Origin of the sequence: Alkalihalobacillus sp. BA299 (assembly GCF_017745675.1) — a bacterium.
In the GTDB taxonomy this organism is placed as follows: Bacteria; Bacillota; Bacilli; order Bacillales; family Bacillaceae_F; genus Alkalihalobacterium.
This window is the reverse complement of the sequence record NZ_JAFLJM010000008.1, coordinates 32593-57234: the sequence shown is the minus strand read 5'-3', so window position 1 is coordinate 57234 and position 24642 is coordinate 32593. Positions and strand designations below refer to the sequence as shown.

At 40.7% G+C, this 24642-nt stretch carries 25 protein-coding genes; 24 read left to right on the top strand and 1 reads right to left on the bottom strand.

The window, feature by feature from the left end:
• Nucleotides 1–113 precede the first annotated feature (113 nt).
• Nucleotides 114–1460: an FAD-dependent oxidoreductase gene (locus J0N78_RS12200; RefSeq protein WP_209123378.1), complete on the bottom strand. Its 1347-nt coding sequence runs from the start codon at nt 1458–1460 to the stop codon at nt 114–116.
• Nucleotides 1461–1756: 296 nt separating this feature from the next.
• On the opposite strand from J0N78_RS12200, the gene prfA reads away from it, so the two are divergent.
• The 24 genes from prfA to J0N78_RS12080 all read left to right on the top strand — a co-directional run bounded on the left by prfA (nt 1757) and on the right by J0N78_RS12080 (nt 24190).
• Nucleotides 1757–2827, top strand: a complete 1071-nt coding sequence (gene prfA / locus J0N78_RS12195) for a peptide chain release factor 1 (RefSeq protein ID WP_209123377.1) — start codon at nt 1757–1759, stop codon at nt 2825–2827.
• A gap of 13 nt (nt 2828–2840) precedes the next feature.
• Nucleotides 2841–3692 (top strand): peptide chain release factor N(5)-glutamine methyltransferase, encoded by an 852-nt coding sequence (prmC, locus tag J0N78_RS12190; RefSeq protein WP_209123524.1) that lies wholly within the window; start codon nt 2841–2843, stop codon nt 3690–3692.
• A gap of 92 nt (nt 3693–3784) precedes the next feature.
• Nucleotides 3785–4414 (top strand): stage II sporulation protein R, encoded by a 630-nt coding sequence (spoIIR, locus tag J0N78_RS12185; RefSeq protein WP_209123376.1) that lies wholly within the window; start codon nt 3785–3787, stop codon nt 4412–4414.
• Nucleotides 4415–4503: 89 nt separating this feature from the next.
• Entirely contained in the window at nt 4504–4941 is a 438-nt protein-coding gene (locus J0N78_RS12180) for a GNAT family N-acetyltransferase (protein WP_209123375.1), read from the top strand.
• 341 nt (nt 4942–5282) lie between these two features.
• The gene (locus J0N78_RS12175; RefSeq protein WP_209123374.1) at nt 5283–6326 is read left to right on the top strand and encodes an L-threonylcarbamoyladenylate synthase; all 1044 of its coding nucleotides are present in this window, start codon (nt 5283–5285) and stop codon (nt 6324–6326) included.
• Nucleotides 6327–6560: 234 nt separating this feature from the next.
• Nucleotides 6561–7073, top strand: coding sequence for a manganese efflux pump MntP (locus J0N78_RS12170; RefSeq protein WP_209123523.1), 513 nt, complete (start codon nt 6561–6563; stop codon nt 7071–7073).
• Nucleotides 7074–7192: 119 nt separating this feature from the next.
• A complete protein-coding gene (locus tag J0N78_RS12165) occupies nt 7193–7636 on the top strand; it encodes a low molecular weight protein arginine phosphatase (RefSeq protein WP_209123373.1) in 444 nt (147 codons plus the stop codon).
• 50 nt (nt 7637–7686) lie between these two features.
• Entirely contained in the window at nt 7687–8982 is a 1296-nt protein-coding gene (locus J0N78_RS12160) for a methyl-accepting chemotaxis protein (protein WP_209123372.1), read from the top strand.
• Between the two features lie 35 nt (nt 8983–9017).
• Entirely contained in the window at nt 9018–9458 is a 441-nt protein-coding gene (gene rpiB / locus J0N78_RS12155) for a ribose 5-phosphate isomerase B (RefSeq protein ID WP_209123371.1), read from the top strand.
• Between the two features lie 21 nt (nt 9459–9479).
• Nucleotides 9480–10055 (top strand): TIGR01440 family protein, encoded by a 576-nt coding sequence (locus J0N78_RS12150; protein ID WP_209123370.1) that lies wholly within the window; start codon nt 9480–9482, stop codon nt 10053–10055.
• A 187-nt stretch (nt 10056–10242) separates the two neighbouring features.
• The gene (gene glyA / locus J0N78_RS12145; RefSeq protein ID WP_209123369.1) at nt 10243–11484 is read left to right on the top strand and encodes a serine hydroxymethyltransferase; all 1242 of its coding nucleotides are present in this window, start codon (nt 10243–10245) and stop codon (nt 11482–11484) included.
• Nucleotides 11485–11702: 218 nt separating this feature from the next.
• A complete protein-coding gene (upp, locus tag J0N78_RS12140) occupies nt 11703–12332 on the top strand; it encodes a uracil phosphoribosyltransferase (RefSeq protein ID WP_209123368.1) in 630 nt (209 codons plus the stop codon).
• Nucleotides 12333–12354: 22 nt separating this feature from the next.
• Nucleotides 12355–13500, top strand: a complete 1146-nt coding sequence (gene wecB / locus J0N78_RS12135; protein ID WP_209123367.1) for a non-hydrolyzing UDP-N-acetylglucosamine 2-epimerase — start codon at nt 12355–12357, stop codon at nt 13498–13500.
• Nucleotides 13501–14188: 688 nt separating this feature from the next.
• Nucleotides 14189–16474 (top strand): S8 family serine peptidase, encoded by a 2286-nt coding sequence (locus J0N78_RS12130; RefSeq protein WP_209123366.1) that lies wholly within the window; start codon nt 14189–14191, stop codon nt 16472–16474.
• Nucleotides 16475–16859: 385 nt separating this feature from the next.
• Nucleotides 16860–17090: an AtpZ/AtpI family protein gene (locus tag J0N78_RS12125; RefSeq protein WP_209123365.1), complete on the top strand. Its 231-nt coding sequence runs from the start codon at nt 16860–16862 to the stop codon at nt 17088–17090.
• Nucleotides 17087–17470: an ATP synthase subunit I gene (locus J0N78_RS12120; RefSeq protein WP_209123364.1), complete on the top strand. Its 384-nt coding sequence runs from the start codon at nt 17087–17089 to the stop codon at nt 17468–17470. The genes J0N78_RS12125 and J0N78_RS12120 overlap by 4 nt, the downstream gene beginning before the upstream one ends.
• 6 nt (nt 17471–17476) lie before the next feature.
• Complete coding sequence (atpB, locus tag J0N78_RS12115; RefSeq protein ID WP_209123363.1) at nt 17477–18190, top strand: F0F1 ATP synthase subunit A; 714 nt, start codon at nt 17477–17479, stop codon at nt 18188–18190.
• A gap of 104 nt (nt 18191–18294) precedes the next feature.
• A complete protein-coding gene (atpE, locus tag J0N78_RS12110; protein WP_209123362.1) occupies nt 18295–18507 on the top strand; it encodes a F0F1 ATP synthase subunit C in 213 nt (70 codons plus the stop codon).
• A 143-nt stretch (nt 18508–18650) separates the two neighbouring features.
• The gene (gene atpF, locus J0N78_RS12105) at nt 18651–19115 is read left to right on the top strand and encodes a F0F1 ATP synthase subunit B (protein ID WP_209123522.1); all 465 of its coding nucleotides are present in this window, start codon (nt 18651–18653) and stop codon (nt 19113–19115) included.
• Entirely contained in the window at nt 19097–19645 is a 549-nt protein-coding gene (locus tag J0N78_RS12100; RefSeq protein WP_209123361.1) for a F0F1 ATP synthase subunit delta, read from the top strand. Before atpF ends, J0N78_RS12100 begins: the two co-directional genes overlap by 19 nt.
• A gap of 21 nt (nt 19646–19666) precedes the next feature.
• On the top strand, nt 19667–21175 hold the full coding sequence (atpA, locus tag J0N78_RS12095) for a F0F1 ATP synthase subunit alpha (protein WP_209123360.1): 1509 nt from the start codon (nt 19667–19669) through the stop codon (nt 21173–21175).
• 60 nt (nt 21176–21235) lie between these two features.
• The gene (locus J0N78_RS12090; RefSeq protein WP_209123359.1) at nt 21236–22093 is read left to right on the top strand and encodes a F0F1 ATP synthase subunit gamma; all 858 of its coding nucleotides are present in this window, start codon (nt 21236–21238) and stop codon (nt 22091–22093) included.
• 179 nt (nt 22094–22272) lie between these two features.
• Nucleotides 22273–23685 carry a F0F1 ATP synthase subunit beta gene (atpD, locus tag J0N78_RS12085; protein ID WP_209123358.1) on the top strand — a complete coding sequence of 471 codons (1413 nt, stop codon included), beginning with the start codon at nt 22273–22275 and terminating at the stop codon, nt 23683–23685.
• 100 nt (nt 23686–23785) lie between these two features.
• On the top strand, nt 23786–24190 hold the full coding sequence (locus tag J0N78_RS12080; RefSeq protein ID WP_209123357.1) for a F0F1 ATP synthase subunit epsilon: 405 nt from the start codon (nt 23786–23788) through the stop codon (nt 24188–24190).
• Nucleotides 24191–24642 lie beyond the last annotated feature (452 nt).

Below are 24642 nucleotides of genomic sequence, written 5' to 3'. Positions count from 1 at the left end.
ATCGGATCGCTGGCGCTTCTCCGTGTTTCCTTTATCTCCTGCGGTTCAGTCCAGTCCGTACGTCGGTGAACGGGCGCTTCCGCTTTTCTTATTGATATATGCTGCATTCTAATTTATTTTTGTGATGATTTTTGCTTCTTGCGCGCTAATTGTTGAACAGGGTCCCATACACCGTTAAATGGTGGGGCGTACGCTAAATCTAGGTCTTCTAATTCCGAAATGGTCATCTTGTGGTATAAGGCGACAGATAGAACATCGATACGCTTGTCGACACCGTGTTCACCGATGATTTGCGCCCCGAGCAGTTGATTTGTTGAGGTTTCATAAAGGAGCTTCAATTGCATTGGTTTAGGATCAGGGTAGTAGCCAGCAATATGCAAGGTTTCCCCGACGATGGTTGCATATTGAAACCCAAGATCTGTTGCCTCTTTTTCATTGAGTCCTGTTCGCGCTAAAGCAAGATCGAAAAATTTTAGGATTGAAGTACCCGTCACACCTTTAAACGTTCGTCGTTTTCCAGCCATACTAAGACCAGCAATTTGTCCTTGTTTATTCGCATGAGTGCCTAGGGGGATATAATCATTTTTTTCCTTAATTCGGTGGTATTGTGTGGCGCAGTCGCCAGCAGCCCATATGTCTTCAATATTGGTTTGCATGTATGGATCAACGATTATGGCCCCATTTAGATAAAAGTGTAAGTCAGTTTCCTTTAAAAAGCGAGTATTTGGTGCGGTACCGACTGCGACAATGACGAGATCTGTATCGAGTTGTTGTTTGTCCGTAATCACTTTTTGGACTGTTTCTGTGCCAGCAAAAGATTGTACGGACTCGTTAAGGTATAGATGAACTCCGTGTTTCTCGGCTTCTTCGTGAATGAAATTGGCCATATCTGCATCGAAAATGGTAGCGAGTTGATCTTGTTGTTCGATGATGGAGACGTCAAGGCCGGCATCGACAAGATTTTCAGCCATTTCGAGCCCGATGTATCCGCCCCCGATGATCGTCACTTTTTTTACAGCATTCGTAAGCTGCGCTTGGAGTTGCTGGATGTCTGGGATCGTTTTGATTGTATGGATCCCAATTAATTGTTTACCTTCCCAATTTGGTACGACCGGATCAGCACCCGTTGCAATGAGCAGCTTATCATATGGGAGTGAAAAGCTTTCATTTGTTTCGTGATGAATTCCGCTGACCGTCTTATTTTTAGTGTCAACATGTTGGACTTCGTGAAACGTACGAGCATCAATACCATATTTATTTCGAAATGTATCAACATCCCTCGCAATCAGCTTGTCTGTTGACGGAATATGCCCACCAGTAACATATGGAAGTCCGCATTGAGCGTACGAGTAATATCCTCCTTTTTCTAGCGTTATGATTGTAGGGTTTTCTTCATTTCTAACGATTTGCATGGCGGCACTCATCCCAGCAGCATCGCCACCAATGATCACGTACTTCATTTGCAACACCTCAAAATCTAATTTTCATTGTTACTATTCCCTATAAATGAAAAGGGAAACCGAATGTTCGGAAGGAGATGGATTTCTATCAGGATGATGTAGTGCGAGAGTTCAGTTTTGTCAATATATTTTTAAATAACGTTGATATATTTGTAAGTATGTTAATAAATTTTAATTTTCACCGATAAATCTTGAGTTTCCGCCGATATGTAGGTAAAATTCATACTCATTTTGACTCGGGAGGTTGCTTATACTATAATTATACTGTTATGGACTGAAATAATGAGGTGAAGCGTGTGTTAGAACGTCTGCAATCACTAGAAGACAGATATGATCGATTAAATGAAATGTTAAGCGACCCAGATATTATCAATGACTCGAAAAAATTGCGTGAATACTCGAAGGAACAAGCGGATCTTGAAGAAACGGTACAAACGTATCGTGAATATAAAAGCGTTGTGGAGCAGTATAAGGAAGCAAAAGCAATGCTTGAAGAAAAGCTTGATAACGAAATGCACGAAATGGTCAAAGAAGAAATTAGCGAATTAAGCAAGCAGCAAACGGACCTTGAAGCGCGTTTAAAAATTCTCCTACTTCCAAAAGACCCGAATGATGACAAAAACGTTATTATGGAAATTCGCGGAGCTGCTGGTGGAGACGAGGCTGCTTTATTTGCGGGTGACTTATATCGTATGTACAGCCGCTTTGCGGAAACGCAAGGCTGGAAGACGGAAGTCATGGAAGCGAACACAACAGGTGTTGGTGGCTTTAAAGAAGTCATCTTTATGATCAATGGTAAAGGTGCTTATTCAAAGCTAAAGTATGAAAACGGTGCTCACCGTGTACAGCGTGTTCCAGAAACCGAATCAGGCGGACGCATTCATACATCAACGGCGACAGTTGCTGTATTACCAGAGGCAGAAGAAGTCGAAGTCGAAGTACACGAGAAGGACATTCGTGTCGATACGTTTGCATCGAGTGGTCCTGGTGGACAAAGTGTTAATACGACAATGTCAGCGGTGCGTTTAACTCACTTACCGACAGGAATTGTTGTGTCGTGTCAGGACGAAAAGTCGCAAATTAAAAATAAAGAAAAAGCAATGAAAGTTCTTCGTGCCCGTATTTATGATAAGTTCCAGCAAGAAGCACAAGCGGAGTATTCACAAAACCGAAAGCTTGCGGTCGGTACGGGTGACCGTTCTGAGCGTATTCGTACGTATAACTTTCCACAAAGCCGCGTAACGGATCATCGTATTGGGTTAACGTTACAAAAATTAGATCAAATCCTTCAAGGAAAACTTGATGAAATTATCGATGCTCTTATCGTGGAGGAGCAAGCGGATCTAATGAAAAAGGCTGATGAATAAAATGACACAGCTAATGAAAGTACACGAAGCCCTCCGCTGGGCTTCTTCTTTTTTAGAAGAGCGGAACTTAGAGCAGCCTGTTGCACAAATATTGTTACGTCATCATTTGCAAAAAGACCTCACACAGTTTTACTTGTCGATGCACGAAGAGCTGACAGAGGAACAACAAGAACGGTTTACCCGCGATATTCATGAATACGTGAATGGTACACCTGTCCAGCACTTAACGGGTGTCGAGCAATTTTATGAGCGAACGTTTATCGTCAATGAAGATGTTTTAATTCCAAGGCCAGAAACCGAAGAGCTCGTACATGGCCTTCTTCAACGGATCAACATTAAGTATCTAGATCGATCGACTTTAAAAGTCGTTGATGTCGGTACAGGAAGTGGGGCGATTGCCATTACACTCGCATTAGAGTGCGAGAAGCTTCAAGTGCAGGCGATAGATATATCAGAAGCGGCACTGAAAGTTGCAAAAGAAAATGGCAAGCATTTAAACGCTAAAGTCGAATGGCTTCAAGGAGACTTGCTCCAGCCTCTTATCAGAGCGAAGGAAACGGTCGATATCGTCGTTTCGAATCCACCTTATATTCCACTTTCTGACCAGCCTACGTTATCGCTATACGTCAGTGAAAAGGAACCGGCGAGTGCCCTCTATGGTGGTGAGGATGGATTAGTTTTTTATCGACGGCTTGCTGAAGAAATTCCTTTAGTGACAGGTGAAAGTGGGATGATCGCCTTCGAAATTGGAGCAGGACAAGGCGAAGCGGTTTTGCAACTTTTAAAAGACAAGCTACCGACAGCCCATATCGAAGTTGTTTTAGATATTAACGGGAAAGATCGAATGGTTTTTGCTGAATGGTAGAGTCTAAAGTCGGTAAAATTGTCGAAAATTTTCTCGTTTAAAAGTGCCTCACCTTGACGACACTGTTCGTATAGAAAGGTGGGAGCACTTATATGAATTTTAAAGTTCTTTTTTATCTATTATTCTTTGTTTTTATTCTAGTAATGAATTGGGAAGCACAAAATTATATAGCAGCTGCATCTTTTCATGAAGAAGTCAGCCAAGAGGATGCGATCCGGTTACGTATTTTAGCTAATAGTGATGCGATTAAAGATCAAATGCTAAAAAGAGACATTCGCGATGAAGTGAATGCGACAATTACCGATTGGGTATTGGATATTGACTCTATGGCTGAAGCAAAAGATGTGATAGAAGCCAATTTAGACGAAATCGAAGCGATTGTTGCGAAACAACTAGCAAACAATGGAATCAATCAATCATTTAATGTTGAGTTTAATAGAGTTCAGTTTCCAACGAAACTTTACGGTCATCTAGTATATCCTGCAGGTGAGTACGATGCAGTATTGATTACACTGGGTAGTGGAAATGGTGAGAACTGGTGGTGCGTCTTATTTCCACCATTATGCTTTTTAGACTTTTCAAATGGTGATGCGGTGGAGCATGAAGGTGAAAATGTGGATAATGTTGATGTTGAGACTGAAGAAGTTGAGGAAAAGGAAGTGGAAGTGAAGTTTTTTGTGATAGAGCTATTTGATACAATCAAAAGCTGGTTTACAGCATAATAGTAGAATAAGTAGAATAAATGCTAGATTCCTCTCATATAAATGGTTGTAATAAAGAGACAACTGATTTTTAAAGGGAGGACGAGTTCGTGTCGATTGTTATACGAATTGCTGAAACAAAGGATTTGTTACCGATTCAACGTTTAGTAGCGAAAGCAGGTTTGTCGGAAGAAGGCATAGAAAAAAGGCTCGATCACTTTTTAATAGTTGAAACGGACAAAAAAGAAATTGTTGGTACGGTAGGAATTGAACCAATCGGAAATGATGGACTATTACGGTCACTCGTCATCAAATCAGAACATTGGAATGCCAAAATAGGTCTCGACTTTTTAGAAATTGCCTTAGCTTATGCGAAACAAAAAGAGATGGAAACACTTTATTTAATCACACACCGTTCCTTAGCATTTTTTGAGTACTTAGGATTTGAAATTATAGAAGATGAAAAGATCCCAGAACATGTCGAAAACTCACCTCATTTTAGGCAATATGTAAAAGGGGTAACAAAACTTATGGCCCTCGATTTATAATACTATCATTACGATAAGTCAACATCGCCTCAATGACTCTCGTCGTGTTTCCTTTATCTCATACGGTGGGGCTCCAGTCCATACGCCGCTAACCGGGCGCTTGCGCTTTTCTTATCATCAACATGTGGACAACGTGAGGTTACTGTTAAAAAAACAGTTGAAAAATGGTGAATATCCATAAAGTTATGCACAGGTTATCCACAAAGAGTGGATAACTTTTTCTTTATGGACGAATAATGGAAAAATCTCAAAGAGGAAACCGTTGATTTTACAGCGTTTTTCGACTTTGTTTGACATAATTATTAAAAGTAATGGAAAATAGAAGACGAGGTGGATAAATCGTGAGTAATAAACAAACTGTGTACTGGATTGTGGATAAAAAATCAGATCACTTACATAAAGCCGATGAAATCAAGGAAGCAGCGCTGTGGATAAAAAAAGGTGAGGTCGTAGCGTTTCCCACAGAAACGGTTTATGGTCTTGGTGGAAATGCCTTAATGGAGAGTGCGATTGAAAAAATCTTTCGTGCAAAAGGTAGACCGAATGACAACCCACTTATCGTTCATATTGCGTCAAAAGACCAATTAGCGGAGTTAGTTTCTACTATACCGTTACTTGCAGAGAAGTTAATGGATGCGTTCTGGCCTGGTCCATTAACGATCATTTTACCGAGTAAGCATACGGTTTCCTCTCGAGTGACTGCTAACCTTCCTACGATTGCAATACGCATCCCTGATCACCCTGTCGCTTTAGCATTATTAAAAGAAGCTGCTGTACCAGTAGCTGCACCTAGTGCTAATGTTTCTGGAAAACCGAGCCCGACAACAGCTGAGCATGTAAAGCATGATTTAAGTGGGAAAATTCAAGGCATTGTGGACGGTGGTAAAACGGGTGTTGGTGTCGAATCGACGGTTGTCGATTGTACAGAAGTAGTCCCTGTTATCCTACGTCCAGGGGGAATTACGAAAGATCAGCTTGAACAAGTGGTCGGTCCGGTGAAAGTTGACCCTGCTCTTTTCGAAGAGGGGAGTGCGCCGCGGTCGCCAGGTGTGAAATACACTCACTATGCACCGAATGCGGAGATGTATTTAGTCGTTGATCACTCACAAAGAATACAAGGATTTGTTGATCAACTTCGACGGGAAGGAAAGCGCGTCGGCGTAATGACGACACATGAGCATGTCGATCAATACGAGGCGGATCTTATTTTACCTTGTGGATATCGTGAGGATTTAGAGACTGTGGCAAGTGACTTGTATGAGACGTTGCGAAAGTTTGATGAACACGATATTGATATGATTTTGGCTGAAACATTTCCGAAGCAAGGCGTCGGTGTTGCGATTATGAATCGGTTAGAAAAAGCAGCGGGTAAACGTTTTTTGTGAAAAATGAAGTCTAAACCGAACCAAATCAAGACGGGATTGAACGAGAGGTGTTTCAAGTTAGAATCGAACATGGATGTTCGGGTTGTGAAAGGTACTTTCCCTTTTACCATGCACATTTGAATTCATTAGCTCACCTAAATTCCTTTGTCTATTTTTCTTTGGACGTGCATACATTGAAGTAGCACGGACAAGGAGTTGGTCGCGGTGGGAGCAGAGTGGATCACTTTAGTCATTATGGCATCAGCACTTGGGATGGATGCATTTTCAGTTGCATTAGGTATGGGAATGGTCGGACTACGGTATCGCCAAATGTTCAAAATAGGAATAGTGATTGGCAGTTTTCATATGATTATGCCTTTGCTAGGGATACTTACTGGAAAGCTCGTCTCAAATTATTTTGGTCTTTTTGCGACATACTTAGGTGGAGGGCTTCTTCTTATTATCGGGTTGCAGATGGCTGTCTCGTCTTTACGTGAAGATAGTGATTACAGAATCAAGCCTATTGGACTAGGATTATTTATTTTTGCCTTAAGCGTAAGTTTAGATAGTTTTTCAGCCGGCCTTAGTCTTGGAATGCTAGGAGCGAAAACAATGATAGCTGTCGCTGCATTTGGTTTAATGAGTATGCTCTTATCTTGGACCGGCTTAGTCATGGGCTCCCATTTTAAAGGAATGATTGGCTCTTATGGCGAACTTTTAGGTGGATTAATCTTAATGGGCTTTGGAATTAAGTTATTTCTACCATAGACATAGATCGAATGAAGAATGATATTGAAAATTAGAAAGTTGTGGTAAAATAAAAAGAAAACTCAAATAACTACCTAACAACTGCGTAAAAAATACGCAAGAAAGGATACGCGATTTCTATGAAGCGAGTACTTTTCATATGTACAGGAAATACGTGCAGAAGTCCTATGGCAGAAGCAATATTAAAGCACAAGGCTGAAGAGGTGCTCGAAGTACAATCAGCTGGTATTTATGCTGTCCCGGGAAATGAAGCGAGTGAACAGACGAAAGAAGTGCTTAAAGAGCGTGGTATTTCATGTGAGCACCGTTCACAAGCGCTATCTCCAGAGTTGTTACAGTGGGCGACCGTCGTTTTAACGATGACAGAAAATCATAAACAATGGATCATTAGTCATTATCCAAACATGCTGGAGAAAGTTTTTACATTAAAAGAATATGCCTTGGGGGAAAATGGATTAGCAGGGGATGTAGTCGATCCATTTGGGGGATCTGTTGATGAATATCGCGTTACAGCAAATGAAATTGAAATGATGTTGGACAAGTTATGGAGTAAAAAAAAGTAAATTTAGAGTAAATAAAGTAAATCGTATTTTTTGAGCGAGAGGTGTGCCGGGTGGAAGAGAAGAAAACATATCGATATAGTATTCGGAAGAAGTTAGTATTGGGAATAAGTGGACTCGCTTTTATTACATATGGAACAAGTGCATTTTTTATTTTCTTTTTAGCAGATTATTTACAAGAAATATTAAATGTCAATTCAGAAATTGTTATCATCATTACATTAATTTTAGGGGTTATCTGGTGTGGGATTTTAGGCTTTTTAGCAGCACCACTTATTACGAAGCCGCTTCACGAACTTGAAGAAGCCGCAAGAAAAGCTGCTGCAGGTGATATTAAAGTTGATGTTACTATTTCTAAGTCTGACGATGAAATTCGTGCTCTTGGATTGGCGTTTAATGAGATGTTGGCAAGCCTACGTGGCATGGTTAAAGATATTGAAGAAAACTTTGAACAAACAAATCAAAAAGTATCAGAAATTACAAATGCTTCAGAATTAGCTTCAGAAAAAGCAGAAAATATTGGACGAACGATTGATGAAATTGCAAAAGGTGCAGAAGGATCAGCAAATGCGATTCAAAATACAGCGGAGTCGATGGAGGATGTTTCAACGATCGCCATGCAAGTTCAAGATCGCGCAGTAGCATCAAAAACTTCGGCAGAACATATGGTTGAAAAGCTTACGGATAGCCGTCAGGTGATTAATCATCTTGTCAATGGAATTAAAAAGCTAGCAGAAGATAATCGACATTCATTAACAGCGGTGGAACGATTAAATCATCAAGCAAGGCAAGTAGAGGAAATCATCTCTTTAGTCGGTGATATTGCGGCACAAACGAATTTATTAGCATTAAATGCTTCGATTGAAGCAGCGCGCGCAGGAGAACAAGGAAAAGGCTTTGCTGTAGTTGCCGACGAAGTGAGAAAGTTAGCCGATGAAAGCTCTAAAGCTGTCCAAGGAATTACAAAGCTTATTACAGATATCCAGCATGAAGTACAAAATGTCGTAACGCAAATTACAAGTCAAGTCCAAGTGGCTAATGAGCAATCAGAAAAAGGGACACAAACAAATGAAGCGATTGGTTTGATGGAAAAATCAATATTAGAAGTATCAAAAGCTATTCATGATATTTCTCAGTTAATTGATAATCAGCTCGGCTCCATTATGTCAACGACACAGGAAACGCAAGAAGTGGCTGCCATTGCAGAAGAAACCTCTGCAGGCGCTTTAGAAGTTGCAACAGCAACGGAGCAGCAAACGATGATTATAGAAGAAGTTGCAGCGACGGCACAAGTTTTAAATGGCCAAGCTCAAAAATTAAAAGCAACAATTGAAAAATTTTCAACATAAATTATATTTAAATGTAATAAATGGAGGGAAATAAGATGAAAGTAGTCATAGGTTCAGATCATGGCGGTGTTAATATCAAAGAAGAAATTAAGCAATTAATGGGTAATATGGGCATTGAGTTTGAAGATGTCGGCTGCGAATGTACAGACTCAGTAGATTTTCCGGATTACGCACTTCCTGTAGCAGAACAGGTAGCTAGCGGGCAGGCTGACCGTGGCATTTTAGTTTGCGGGACAGGCATTGGCATGTCGATTGCAGCGAACAAAGTAAAGGGAATACGTTGTGCACTTGTTCATGATTTATTTAGTGCAAAAGCAACGCGTGAGCATAACGATAGTAATGTTTTAGCGATGGGTGAGCGTGTGATTGGACCAGGGCTAGCGCGTGAAATTGCAAAGGTTTGGCTTGAAACCGAATTTGAAGGCGGAAGACATGAGCGTCGCGTAAATAAAATTAAAGAGTATGAAAATCAGTAAGTGAGAGAAGGTGTACACAGGATGGCCGATTTGATGGAGCAAATCAAAAAGGATATTCTGCAGGTGTTAGAAGAGTTAAATGAGGAAGTGCCTTTATCAGCTGAGCATATTCTTGTCATTGGGACAAGTACGAGTGAAGTCATCGGCAAAAAAATTGGAACGAGCGGATCAGAGGGTGTAAGTGAAGTCCTCTTTTCCGCTTTTGCTCAATTCAAGGAGCGTACAGGGGTCCATTTAGCCTTCCAATGCTGTGAGCATTTAAACCGTGCCATTGTTGTTGAGAAAGAAACGGCAAAAGAGTTTCGTTTGGAAGAAGTATCGGTCATTCCTGTAAAAGGGGCAGGAGGATCAATGGCGGCTCACGCTTATCGTATGATGAAGCAAGCAGTAGTTGTTGAAACGATCGCAGCTGATGCTGGGATTGATATTGGCGACACGTTAATTGGGATGCATTTAAAGCGGGTAGCTGTACCGTTACGAAGCTCGATTCGCTCGGTTGGAGAAGCGCATGTTACGCTAGCGAAAACTCGACCGAAGCTAATTGGTGGAGCACGAGCAGTTTACAAGGAACTGGGTACTCGTGAAGATTGTTTTTGATTTTTTGGAGCATAATATTGAATTAGGGGTATGAAAATCGATCGAGATTTTCGTGATTTCCGACGGTCGAACATGTTTTTGTAAAAAAAGTACGGATTTTGTCGTATATTCGTGGTAGAATAAAATTGAATTTGAAAGTATTAACCGAAAACACGAAGATTGGTAGCTACTGAAAGGGGTATAAATGATGGAAATGTTAAAAAATCAAGATCCTAAAGTATTTGAAGCAATCCAGCAAGAGTTAGGGCGACAACGAGATAAAATTGAAATGATTGCTTCTGAAAACTTTGTAAGTGAAGCTGTTATGGAAACTCAAGGCTCAGTCCTTACAAACAAATATGCAGAAGGTTATCCTGGCCGCCGCTACTATGGTGGTTGTGAATATGTTGATATTGTTGAAGATTTAGCTCGCGACCGTGCAAAAGAAATTTTTGGTGCAGAGTATGTTAATGTTCAACCACATTCTGGTGCACAAGCAAATATGGCAGTTTATTTTACGATTTTAGAACAAGGTGACACTGTTCTTGGGATGAACCTTTCTCACGGTGGTCACTTAACGCATGGAAGCCCAGTAAACTTCAGTGGTGTCCAATACAATTTCGTTGAGTACGGTGTAGATCAAGAGACGCAAACGATTAACTATGATAAAGTCCGTGAGCTTGCAAAAGAACATAAGCCAAAGCTAATCGTAGCAGGTGCGAGTGCGTATCCACGTGAGATTAATTTTGAAAAGTTCCGTGAAATTGCAGATGAAGTAGGCGCATATTTAATGGTCGATATGGCGCATATTGCAGGACTTGTTGCTGCCGGCTTACATCCAAGCCCAGTACCGCACGCTCATTTCGTGACGACTACAACACATAAAACATTACGTGGACCTCGTGGCGGAATGATTTTATGCAAAGAAGAGTTCGGAAAGAAAATTGATAAATCGATTTTCCCTGGTATTCAAGGTGGTCCATTAATGCACGTGATCGCGGCTAAAGCAGTAGCATTCGGTGAAGCGTTACAACCTGAGTTTAAGACGTATGCGGAAAACATCATTAAGAATGCGAAGCGTTTAGGGGAGAAACTGACGAGTGAGGGCATTAAGCTCGTATCGGGTGGTACAGATAACCATCTTTTACTGTTAGACCTTACAAGCTTAAACTTAACTGGAAAAGTTGCAGAACATGCACTTGATGAAGTTGGAATTACGACGAACAAAAATACAATTCCGTTTGATCCAGAAAGTCCATTTGTGACGAGTGGGATTCGAATCGGTACAGCAGCAGTAACGTCACGTGGTTTAGATGAAGAAGCGATGGACGAGCTAGGGGAAATCATGGCTCTTACATTGAAAAACATCGATAACGAAGACAAGCTAAAAGAAGCAAGTGCACGTGTTGATGCGCTAACTAAAAAATTCCCAATGTATCCAAACCTATAAGAAGTAAAGGCTGTCCTTAGGGCAGCCTTTTTCGGTGTTAGATGTTATATGGATGGAAGTGCCACACTTTTAACACGTTATTGTGATAAAGGTGCCTGACACCTACCTCTCGACACTGTGCTTGAATGTTTTTGTTTTTTTTTGTAGAATTTTCAAGAGTGATTACATAATACATGGATGAACATGCTCGTCAGACCATTTGAAAAGGAGCTATTATAATGAGTAAAGTATTTGTATTTGATCATCCCCTCATTCAGCATAAGTTAACGTATATTCGTGATAAATCAACTGGAACAAAAGAATTCCGTGAACTTGTCGATGAAGTCGCAGCACTTATGGCATTTGAAATAACAAGAGATCTTCCACTAAAAGAAGTAACGGTAGAGACACCCGTCGGTCCAGCAAAATCGATGTTGATTGCGGGTAAAAAATTAGGACTTGTCCCAATATTACGTGCAGGACTTGGGATGGTAGACGGGATTTTACGCCTCATCCCAGCAGCGAAAGTAGGACACGTTGGGTTATACCGTGATCCTGTTACACTTCAACCTGTCGAGTACTACGTAAAATTACCGGCTGATGTTGAAGAGCGTGAGTTTATCGTGATTGATCCGATGCTAGCAACAGGAGGATCAGCAGTTGAAGCGATTAATAGCTTGAAGAAACGCGGAGCCAATACGATCAAATTAATGTGCCTCATCGCAGCGCCTGAAGGTGTAGAAATCGTTAAAGAAGCCCACCCAGATGTCGATATTTATTTAGCTGCTCTCGATGAAAAACTCAATGAAAAAGGTTATATCGTCCCTGGACTTGGAGACGCTGGCGACCGTTTGTTTGGAACGAAATAAAAGAGTATGAGGAGAGAGTAAAATGCAAAACAAAGTGAAGGTAATGACTGTATTCGGAACAAGGCCAGAAGCAATAAAAATGGCCCCGCTCGTCTTAGAATTAGAAAAGCACCGTGAACAAATCGAGTCAATCGTCACAGTGACAGGACAACACCGAGAAATGTTAGATCAAGTCCTTGAGATTTTTAACGTCAAACCAGACTTTGACTTAAACATTATGCAAGCGAGACAAACCTTAATTGGAGTTACAACAAAAGCATTAGAAGGCTTAGATGATGTCATTAAAAAAGTACAACCCGACATCGTTTTAGTTCATGGTGATACAACAACAACATTTGTAGCGAGTCTTGCAGCGCTTTATAATCAAGTGGCTGTTGGCCATGTAGAAGCGGGATTGCGTACTTGGAATAAATACTCACCTTTCCCAGAAGAAATGAACCGACAATTAACGGGTGTTATCGCTGATTTGCATTTTGCTCCAACAGAAAAGTCCGCAACAAATTTAAAAAATGAAAATAAAGAGGAAACATCAATTTTCGTTACAGGAAATACAGCGATTGATGCGCTAAAAACAACGGTAAATGATACATATTCACATCCGGTACTAGAAAATCTTGGTAACGATCGTCTCATTCTTCTTACAGCCCACAGAAGAGAAAACTTAGGTGAGCCAATGCGTAATATGTTTAGAGCCATCAAACGCCTTGTTGAGGAACATGACGATGCGCAAGTAGTTTATCCTGTTCACCTAAATCCAGTTGTAAGAGAAATTGCTGATGAAATATTAGGGAATGACCCAAGAATTCATCTCATCGAGCCGCTTGGAGTATTAGATTTCCATAACTTTGCATCTAGAGCTCATTTTATTTTGACCGATTCAGGCGGTGTGCAAGAAGAAGCGCCATCATTAGGCGTACCGGTTTTAGTCCTTCGTGATACAACAGAGCGTCCTGAAGGAATTGAAGCAGGTACTTTAAAGCTTGCAGGAACGAATGAGGAACAAATTTATTCACTAGCTAAACAACTGATGACAGACAAAGCAGTATATGAGCAAATGTCGAAAGCGTCTAATCCATATGGTGATGGAAATGCGTCAAAGCGGATAGTGGATGCCATCCTATATCATTTTAAAAAAAATGAAACACGTCCTCTGCCATTTCAAACGTAAAAAGCCGGACGAAAATATTGCAATCTAATCAAAAATCACTAATCAAAAATATTTAAGTTTAGAGACTACCATTACCTTCTAGCACTTAACAATACAACGCTCGTACAAAATGCTGTGCGAATGTTTTCGGGTGCGTGGAGGTGAACATGGGGTCTCTTTTTAAATAATTAGAGAGTATAAATTTTAGGATGTCTAGCAAGCGCCTAGTGAGACTTCCCTCACCGCCGTACGATAAGTCAACATCGCCTCACTACCGTTCATCGTGTTTCCTTTATCTCATACGGAGTACTCCAGTCCATACGCCGCTAAACGGGCGCTTCCGCTTTTGTTAATGTCTAGCTACAGCGCCCAGCGTCTAGTGGACTTCGCTCTCCTCCTTACGATAAGTTAACATCGGCTCGCTGCTGCTCCCCGTGTTTCCTTTATCTCATACGGAGTACTCCAGTCCATACGCCACTAAACGGGCGCTTCCGCTTTTCTTGTCTAGCTGCAGGTGTCATCGGCTCGAGGTCGCTTCGGTCCAGCAAACGTGTCCAGAAGTCAGGACACTAATTGCTGGCCCTCCAGCGCTTGTCGCCGATAAGCAAACACCTTCCGCTTTCCATATTATTTTTTTCACATTCATGAATTTTACCCATTTGTTACATACTAAATAAACAATTCATGCGAAGAGAAAGGGGAAGCTCCAATGAAAAAAGGTAGGCTGCTTGCTGTAATCGTTATGGTACAACTTGTTTTCCATGCACTGTCAATATATCCTGCAGAGGCGAGCCAATTTCCAGAGCGACCACCTTTGAACGTAGCAGAAAAGGGTGAAGAGCATCAGATTGTGATGGTCGAAGTGAGTGAAGATAAAATAGACCAAGTCATAACTGAAGTTCAAGAAGCTATTCCTGAAAGTACAGTTAGAAAACGATTTAAACTCGTTTATAATGGGTTTTCGTTAGAGTTAAAACAAAAGGATTTACCTAAATTACAAAAAATGACAGGGGTCGCTCGAGTAGATCATGTGATGACGTACCAAACGACCATTGATGACAGCGTTCCTTTTATTGGAACGAATAATATTCGTAATCAGCTAGATCGTTCTGGTGAAAAATTGACCGGAAAAGGAGTAAAAGTAGCCGTTATCGATACAGGAATAGACTACAGTCATCCTGATTTAAAGCCGAACTTCAAAGGTGGTTACGATGTTGTCGATAACGACAAAGACCCAATGGAAACAACTCCGCAACAAGGCGGTATTACGATCCACGGTACACATGTAGCAGGAATCATTGCTGCTAATGGAAAAATTAAAGGGGTTGCTCCTGAAGCAGAAATTTATGCGTACCGAGCACTAGGTCCTGGTGGTCAAGGAACAACCGAGCAAGTGATTGAATCTATTGAAAGGGCTGTAGAAGATGGTGTCGATATCATTAACCTTTCATTAGGGAATGCTGTAAATGGACCAGACTGGCCAACGAGTGTTGCGCTAGATCGAGCAGTAGAGCTAGGAGTGGTGGCCGTTACGTCGAATGGAAATAGTGGGCCAAATATGTGGACGGTCGGTTCGCCGGGAACGTCAACGAAAGCGATATCAGTGGGAGCGTCTTCTCCGCCGCTACAAACGCCATACATTACTATTTTTGGTGAAGACCGTGAAATCGCAGTAAATGCCATGTCGGGAGCACTCCCGTGGAATTTACGTCGTGACCATCGTCTTGTTTTTGCTGGGTTAGGTAGAAAAGAAGAAATGGAAGCTGTCAACGGAAAAATTGTATTGGTGAAAAGAGGGATCATTCCATTTTTTGAAAAAGCGAAAAATGCAATGGATAGCGGCGCCGTAGGGTTAATTATTTACAATAACACGTCAGGCTCATTTATGGGAGCGATCGACGGTGAACCGCTCCAATTTCCTGTAGCGACCATATCAAAAGAGGATGGTGAGTGGCTCAAGGAAAAGCTAGAGGTGAAAGGCAAACGAGAGCTGAGGACGGTATTTCGTCACGAAGAAGATTTACTAGCCCCGTTTTCATCGAGAGGGCCAGTAACCCACACTTGGGAAGTGAAGCCTGATGTTGTTGCTCCTGGGGTATCGATTGATAGTACCATCCCAAAAGGGTATCTTGGGTTAAACGGAACGAGTATGTCGGCTCCTCATGTCGCTGGAGCTGCCGCGCTCATTAAGCAAGCGCACCCGAATTGGACGCCAGATCAAATTAAAGCAGCTCTTATGAATACAGGAAAACGGCTCGTTGATCGTGACGGAAAACCATATTTGCCTCACGAACAAGGAGCAGGGCGTATTCAGGTAGATAAAGCAGTGCAGACAGATACGCTCGTGCTTCCGGGAGCAGTCACATTTGGTAAATGGGCGGCTGATGATCGACGAGAAGTGAAAAAGGTAACTTTAACTGTTGAAAATCATAGTCATAAAAAAAATACCTATTACGTTTCTCCGCCACTTGATGCCCCTGATGGCGTGCAATGGAAGGTTCCATTTTCCTTTCAAATTCCACCAGGTGGAAAAAAAGAAGTTGAAGTCGTCATGGATATTTTTCCAGCAGTTTTAAAAGAAGGAGTTCATCATGGAGATATCGTTATTCAAGGTGGAAGAGAAGATATACGAGTTCCTTACTTATTTTTTATCGAAGAACCTGACTACCCGCGTGTTATGGCTTTTAGCTTTGAAAGAGGCGACTCTATAAGCACGTACCGTTACGAGATGTACTTGCCAGGTGGAGCAGCAGAAGTAGGAATCGCTTTATATGATCCAGATACATTTGAATTTATTACGTATCTCGATACAAAAGAAGATATCGGAAGAGGGTTATTAGAAGTTGAACTTGAGGGAATTAAGCTGCCGGATGGAATATACAAAGCGCTCGTTTTCGCAAGGCAAGATGGCAAAGAAGATACACTAGAGACGATGGTGATTATAGGAGATGAGTTAAACCATCTACAAAAAGAAAAAAATAATCGTGGAGAATAACTTAAATTCTTCACGGTTATTTTTATAAGTAATTTTTCCAAAATAATATATATTAAATAAAAAAAGGAAATTATGATATATCTCATTTATTATAAAACTTGATGAATAACACAGTAAAACTTTGGAAACATAATAATACGAACAACTGAGATTTGACAAATGTGTGAACACCTAAAATTAGCATAATTCACCTGTGTTTTTATTGGTAAAACACGTTGACATCAGGTTTCCCCTATTGTACGATTACAAAGGATGTAATGAGAAGGTTTACATATCATGTCATGTAGTTCAAAAAAATAATACATATGAAACGTATTACTTTGTAAAACACGTAAACCTCATCATGAAAAACTATATTACGTAATCGTCTATGGAGGTCCTGCCTATGGCAAACCAAAAGCCGCAAAAACCTTATCGGGCTATGGCTTTAATGACAGCCATCACATCGTACTTAGTTGGACCTGTAGTAGTAGGTGTACTAGGTGGAAGATGGTTAGACAGTTACTTTAACATGAGCCCGCTTTTTATGATCATCGGGTTATTGTTAGGATTAGGATCAGGCGTGTATGGTTTAATCCGGTTACTCGGACAGTTTTTAGGAGAAGATGATTCATGACAAGTTTTGCAGCCAATATGAGACGTTACATTCAGTACACTTTATTTTTATTGGCTATCCTCGTTTTAGGTTGGGGATTTACTCCTTACGAATCGTTTTTTCTAGGCTTCATTTTAGGGACCATTCTTAGCTTTCTCATTCTTTGGAGTTTGTTCAGTAAAGTGAAACGCTTTGGACAAGCTGTTGAAGAGGGAAGGAAGATGTACTCCTTAGGTACGTTAACGAGATTAGCGTTAGCAGCGATCGGTGTTATCGTAGCAACAAGGTACCCTGAAACGATCCAGCTTTACGGTGTGGTAATAGGTTTAATGTCGACCTATTTTATCATATTTTTAGATTTTTTTATTCAAAAAATACGTTCATTGCAAGAAGAGAGGTGAAATCATTTGGATCATTATGCTCCTACCAAAGAAATCTTTGGTCTCCTTTTCAATATGTCCAATGTCATGATGATAACGATTGCTGCAGTCATTGTATTCCTTATTGGATTTATCAGTGCTCGGAACATTCAAATGAAGCCAAGCGGTATGCAGAATGTGTTTGAGTGGATCATTGATTTTGTAAAAGGGATTATTAACAATAACATGGACTGGAAGACTGGTGAGCGCTTCTTTGCTTTAGGTATTACCATTTTCCTTTTTGTCCTTGTCTCTAACTTTTTAGGTATACCATTTGGAATTCATACGAAGGACCATGTGTTATGGTGGAAATCACCAACAGCTGACCCTGTTATTACTTTAACATTGGCAGTGATGGTCATCGTATTAACGAACTACTATGGCATAAAGATGAAAGGATTTGGAGGGTACGGAAAAGACTTCTTCAAACCTATGAAATTTATGTTTCCATTAAAGGTAATTGAAGAGTTTGCCAACACGTTAACTCTTGGAATGCGTCTTTATGGTAACCTTTATGCAAAAGAAATATTATTAGCCCTACTGGCTGCGTTAGGTACAAGCGGTGCGGTTGGATTTTTCGCAGGTATCTTACCGACGATCGCATGGCAAGCGTTTGGTCTTTTCATCGGTGCAATTCAAGCATTTATCTTCTTGATGCTAACGATGGTATATATGTCACATAAAGTCAGTGACGATCATTAATTGCTGATTTAGTTAATTTGTTTATTTTTTGCTCTAAAAAATTTACATTCAAGAGCTTAAATATTATTAAAAAAACTTTTATACATTTAAGGGAGGATTTATCAATGGGAAGTTTAGCAGCTGCAATCGCAGTAGGTTTAGCGGCACTTGGTGCTGGTTTAGGAAATGGTCTTATCGTAAGTCGTACAGTAGAAGGTATTGCTCGTCAACCTGAATTAAAAAATACATTACAAACAGTTATGTTCATTGGTGTCGCGTTAGTAGAGGCATTACCAATTATCGCGGTCGTTATTGCTTTCTTAGTAATGGGTAACTAATAAGAAGCCGTTCGCAACTGTTTAATAAATGGCGGAGTGTGTTCTAAAAAAAGAGCCTTCGCCATTCCTTTTGTATAACCATTGAAAGGAGTGAATCCATAGTGTTTAGTAACATTGCATGGGGAGACGCCCTCTATACATTGATGACATTCTTTATCCTCTTATTTTTACTCAGGAAATTTGCTTGGGGCCCGATTATGGGGATGATGAAACAACGTGAAGAGCATATTGCTAATGAAATTGAAACGGCTGAAAACAATCGTAAAGAAGCCGAAAAATATTTAGAAGAACAGCGTGAGGAAATCAAACGTGCCCGTCAAGAAGCACAAGAAATCCTTGAAAACGCGAAAAAGCTTAGTACGAAGCAAGGTGAAGAAATTGTTGCTTCCGCAAAAACTGAAGCTGAACGTGTGAAAGAAAGCGCGCTTGCTGAAATTCAACGTGAAAAAGAACAAGCTGTTACTGCTTTACGTGAACAAGTTGCATCATTATCAGTATTAATTGCTACGAAAGTAATCGAGAAAGAATTAGATGAGAAAGCACAAGATCAACTAATTCAAGAATATCTTAAAGAGGTAGGCGAAGAGCTATGGGCAACAAAGCAGTAGCGAATCGTTATGCTGTAGCTCTTTTTCAATTAGCGAAAGAGAAAGGTATTCTAAAGCAAATTGGTGATGAGCTTCAGCTTGTAAAAGCGGTTTTTGAACAAACAGATACATTAAGTACTGTCCTTGAACATCCAAAAGTTTTGCAAGAAACAAAAACAGAAATGATTAAGAGAAGCTTTGAACAAGCTGTAAGTGAATATGTACTTAATTCATTATTAATCATGGTGGAACGAAAAAAAGGAAGTTTAATTATTCCATTCATTAATAAATTTCAAGAGTTAGCTTATGAAGCACAAAGTGTCGCAGAGGCGAAAGTTTACACTGTAAAGCCTTTATCAGAAGAAGATAAAGTCCAAATTTCTAAAACGTTCGCAAAGAAAGTGGGCGTAGAAACGCTTTATATTGAAAACATTATTGATCCGAAACTTATTGGTGGAATGAAAATTCGTATTGGTGACCGCATTTATGACGGAAGCATCAAACGCCAGTTAGACCGATTAGAGCGCAATTTAGTCGCTGGTAATCGTTAGAAGAAGATAGGGGTGAACAATATGAGCATCAAAGCTGAAGAAATTAGCTCTCTTATAAAGCAGCAAATTGAAAACTTCCAATCTGACATTGAAGTGACTGACGTAGGTACAGTAATTCGTGTTGGTGACGGTATCGCCCTTGCTCATGGATTAGAAAACGTTATGGCCGGTGAGTTACTTGAGTTTTCAAATGGTGTAATGGGTATGGCCCAAAACCTTGAAGAGAACAGTGTCGGTATCGTCATCTTAGGTCCATTTACGGATATCCGTGAAGGCGATGAAGTAAAACGTACAGGGCGTATCATGGAGGTACCTGTAGGTGAGGCGTTACTAGGTCGTGTAGTAAACCCTCTTGGACAACCTCTTGATGGAAAAGGCCCAATTGAAACAAACAAAACTCGTCCGATTGAAAGTCCAGCACCTGGTGTAATGGATCGTAAATCAGTACACGAGCCTCTACAAACAGGGATCAAGTCTATTGATGCACTTGTACCAATTGGCCGTGGACAACGTGAGTTAATTATCGGTGACCGTCAAACAGGTAAAACATCTGTTGCGATCGATACAATTATAAACCAAGCAGACCAGGATATGATTTGTATCTACGTTGCAATTGGTCAAAAAGAATCTACAGTTGCAGGTGTTGTAGAAACACTTCGTCAACGTGGAGCTTTAGACTACACAATCGTAGTTACAGCGAGTGCATCTGAACCTGCTCCATTATTATTCTTAGCTCCTTATGCTGGGGTAACAATGGGTGAAGAGTTCATGTACAATGGTAAGCACGTTCTTGTTGTGTATGATGACTTAACAAAACAAGCATCTGCATACCGTGAGCTTTCATTATTACTTCGTCGTCCTCCAGGTCGTGAAGCATTCCCAGGGGATGTATTCTACCTTCACTCTCGTTTATTAGAGCGTGCAGCGAAGTTAAGTGATGCAAAAGGTGGCGGCTCAATTACTGCACTACCATTCATTGAAACTCAAGCAGGGGATGTATCAGCATACATTCCAACAAACGTTATCTCAATTACAGACGGACAGATCTTCTTACAATCTGACCTATTCCACTCAGGGGTACGTCCAGCGATTAACGCAGGTTTATCCGTATCACGTGTAGGTGGTTCAGCACAGATTAAGGCGATGAAGCAAGTATCTGGTACGCTACGTCTTGACTTAGCATCTTACCGTGAGCTTGAAGCATTTGCTCAGTTCGGTTCTGACTTAGATAAAGCAACTCAAGCGAAGCTTAACCGTGGACAACGTACGGTTGAAGTATTAAAGCAAGGTTTACATGAGCCGTTAGCTGTTGAGAAGCAAGTAGCAATCCTTTATGCATTAACAAAAGGATTCCTTGATGATGTTCCAGTTGAAGATATCAGACGTTTTGAGTCTGAAATGTTTACTTTCTTAGAGCACAATAAGAAAGATCTATTAGATACCATTCGTACAACTGGTAAACTTCCAGAAGCAAGTGATTTAAATGCTGCAATTGAAGAATTCAAAAAAGGCTTCAATACGAGCAAGTAATTGTTCTTGAATATGAACAACTTCTAGGAAAACCAGTTAGCGAAAAGGTGGTGAAATAAAGTGGCTTCACTTCGAGATATAAAAACGCGAATTAACTCGACAAAGAAAACGAGGCAAATTACAAAAGCGATGGAAATGGTTTCTGCTGCAAAGCTGAATCGCTCACAAGAAAAGGCAAAATCGTTCCTTCCTTATACAGAAAAAATTCGCGAGGTTGTAGCGAGTATTGCTTCTGGCAATACCGACGCAAAGCATCCAATGCTTGAAGAGCGTCCTGTCAAAAAAACAGGGTATATCGTTATTACGTCTGACCGTGGTTTAGCAGGAGCGTATAACTCAAGTATCATTCGTGGTGTTTTAAATACAATTCAAGAGCGACACAGTTCTCCAGACGAGTATGGGATCATTGCGATTGGAAAAATTGGCCGTGATCTGTTAAAACGCCGTAATCTTCCTATCATTCAGGAAATTACTGGGTTAGGGGATCAGCCTTCATTCAATGACATTAAAAACCTAGCTCGTACAACGGTAGAAATGTTCTCAGATGAGATTTTTGACGAGCTGTATATTTGGTACAACCATTTTGTCAGCCCGATTACACAAGAAGTAACGGAACATAAGGTTTTGCCGCTTACTGACATTTCTTCTAATGGTGCAAAAGCATCTTATGAGTATGAGCCTTCAGAAGAAGCCATTTTAGAACAGCTTCTTCCACAATATGCAGAAAGCTTAATTTACGGTGCCTTACTTGATGCGAAAGCAAGTGAGTTCGGTGCTCGTATGACAGCGATGAGTGCAGCGACTGATAATGCAACAGCATTAATTGATAGCTTAACTCTTGCATATAACCGTGCACGTCAGGCGGCGATTACTCAAGAAATTACCGAGATTGTCGGCGGTGCAGCAGCGCTTGAATAACGAATAAATTAGACTTCTATCAATTTGAATCGAACTTTTGATAGATAGTTAAAATACGTAGGGTGTTACGTCGTTAAGTTCTACCCGTTCATCGTAATAGGACGTGAGAACTTAACCGACGATTTCCCTAAAAAGAACGATCATGAACGTTTCAAAAGCAAGTATTAGGAGGGAAACTGATGAATAAAGGTCGCATTACTCAAGTTATGGGTCCAGTTGTTGACGTAAAGTTCCCAAGCGGTCAACTTCCTGAAATCTATAATGCACTTAAAGTTGAGCAAGTAGGTTCAACGAAAAATGCGGTTGATGTAACAGTAACACTTGAAGTTGCTTTACATCTTGGTGACGATACAGTTCGTACAGTTGCGATGGGATCTACGGACGGTCTCGTACGTGGTGTAGATGTATTAGACACTGGTGCTCCAATTTCAGTACCAGTTGGAAAAGCTACACTAGGGCGTGTATTTAACGTATTAGGGGAAGCAATCGATTTAGATGAGCCGGTTGCCGCAGATGTTCAAAAAGCACCAATCCACCGTGAAGCACCGAAGTTTGAAGAACTTTCTACACAAACAGAAATTCTTGAGACAGGTATTAAAGTAGTAGACTTACTAGCACCTTACATCAAGGGTGGTAAGATCGGTCTATTTGGTGGTGCAGGAGTAGGTAAAACAGTATTAATTCAGGAATTAATTAATAACATCGCTCAAGAGCATGGCGGTATTTCAGTATTCGCTGGTGTTGGTGAACGTACACGTGAAGGAAATGACCTTTACCACGAAATGACGGATTCTGGCGTTATCAAGAAGACGGCAATGGTATTCGGTCAGATGAATGAGCCACCAGGAGCACGTATGCGTGTTGCATTAACTGGATTAACAATGGCAGAACACTTCCGTGACCAAGAAGGTGCCGACGTACTTCTATTCGTTGATAACATCTTCCGCTTTACTCAAGCAGGTTCTGAGGTATCAGCCCTATTAGGACGTATGCCTTCAGCAGTAGGTTATCAGCCAACTCTAGCAACAGAGATGGGTAAATTACAGGAACGTATTACATCAACAAAAGTTGGTTCAGTTACATCGATCCAAGCGATCTACGTACCAGCCGATGACTATACGGATCCAGCTCCAGCGACAACGTTTGCTCACTTAGACGCAACGACTAACCTTGAGCGTAAACTTTCTGAGATGGGTATTTACCCTGCGGTAGATCCACTTGCGTCAACGTCACGTGCACTTTCTCCTGAAATCGTTGGTGAAGAGCACTATACAGTTGCTCGTCAAGTACAGCAAACTCTTCAAAAATATAAAGAGTTACAAGATATTATCGCAATCTTAGGTATGGATGAGCTTTCTGAAGAAGATAAGTTAGTCGTACACCGTGCACGTCGTATCCAATTCTTCTTATCTCAAAACTTCCACGTTGCTGAACAGTTTACGGGTCAAAAAGGTTCTTATGTACCAGTAAAAGAAACAGTAAATGGATTTAAAGAGATCTTAGAAGGTAAATACGATGATCTTCCAGAGGATGCATTCCGTCTAGTTGGACGTATTGAAGAAGTTGTTGAAAAAGCAAAACAAATGGCATAATTTTAGGCGAATCTGTAGGGGTGGGTGTTTGAACACTCACCACTACTTTTGACGAATACAAATAGATCAAACCCGTATTGCTACTCGAGGAGGGTTTTACATGCAGACAATGACTGTCAGTGTCGTAACTCCTGATGGCACGGTTTATGAGGGCGAAGTAGAAATGGTTAGCGCTCGTGCACAAAGCGGAGAGCTAGGTATTCTTCCTCGACACATTCCATTAGTTGCTCCACTAGACATAGGAGCTGTTCGTTTAAAGAACGGTTCTGATGTTCAATTCGTTGCTGTTACTGGCGGCTTCATTGAAGTCCGTCCAGAAAAAGTAACGATCTTAGCGGAAGCTGCTGAACTGCCATCAGATATCGATGTTGCTCGTGCTCGTGCTGCAAAAGAACGTGCAGAGCGCCGCATTAACGAAGCAAAACAAGATGAAATTGACTTTAAGCGTGCCCAGCTTGCATTACGCAGAGCTGTTAACCGCTTAGGAGTTACCGAAAAACAATAAGTAAAAAAGCACAAAGGCTCGCACAGAGTTCTTTGTGCTTTTTTTATGTGAAGCGGAGTAGGAGTTGAGCTAATCAAAGAATGCGTGGAAAACCTGATGGAGTAAGGCCCATAGGAGCAGAGTCAACAGGAGTACAGTAAGCAGTTACATGGTCGAATTTTGTTTGGTTTTGTCGAGAAATCTTTAAAAGGGGCAAAGTTGAAAATAAACTAGGGAAAGTTAAAAATAAACGCACCTAAGTTAAAAATAAATCAGGAAAACTTAAAAATAAATTACCGAAAGTTGAAAATAGAAGCGAGAACACATTTAAAATAGACTTTAGAACACTCTAAAAAAACCAGAAGAAACTACTAAAATATAAACGCAGTCTTTGGATTGAAGCCTAATTAAAAAAATCAAAACAAAATTACTTAAAAATGGAACTGTTACTCAAAAAAGTAGATAAGTTTTGA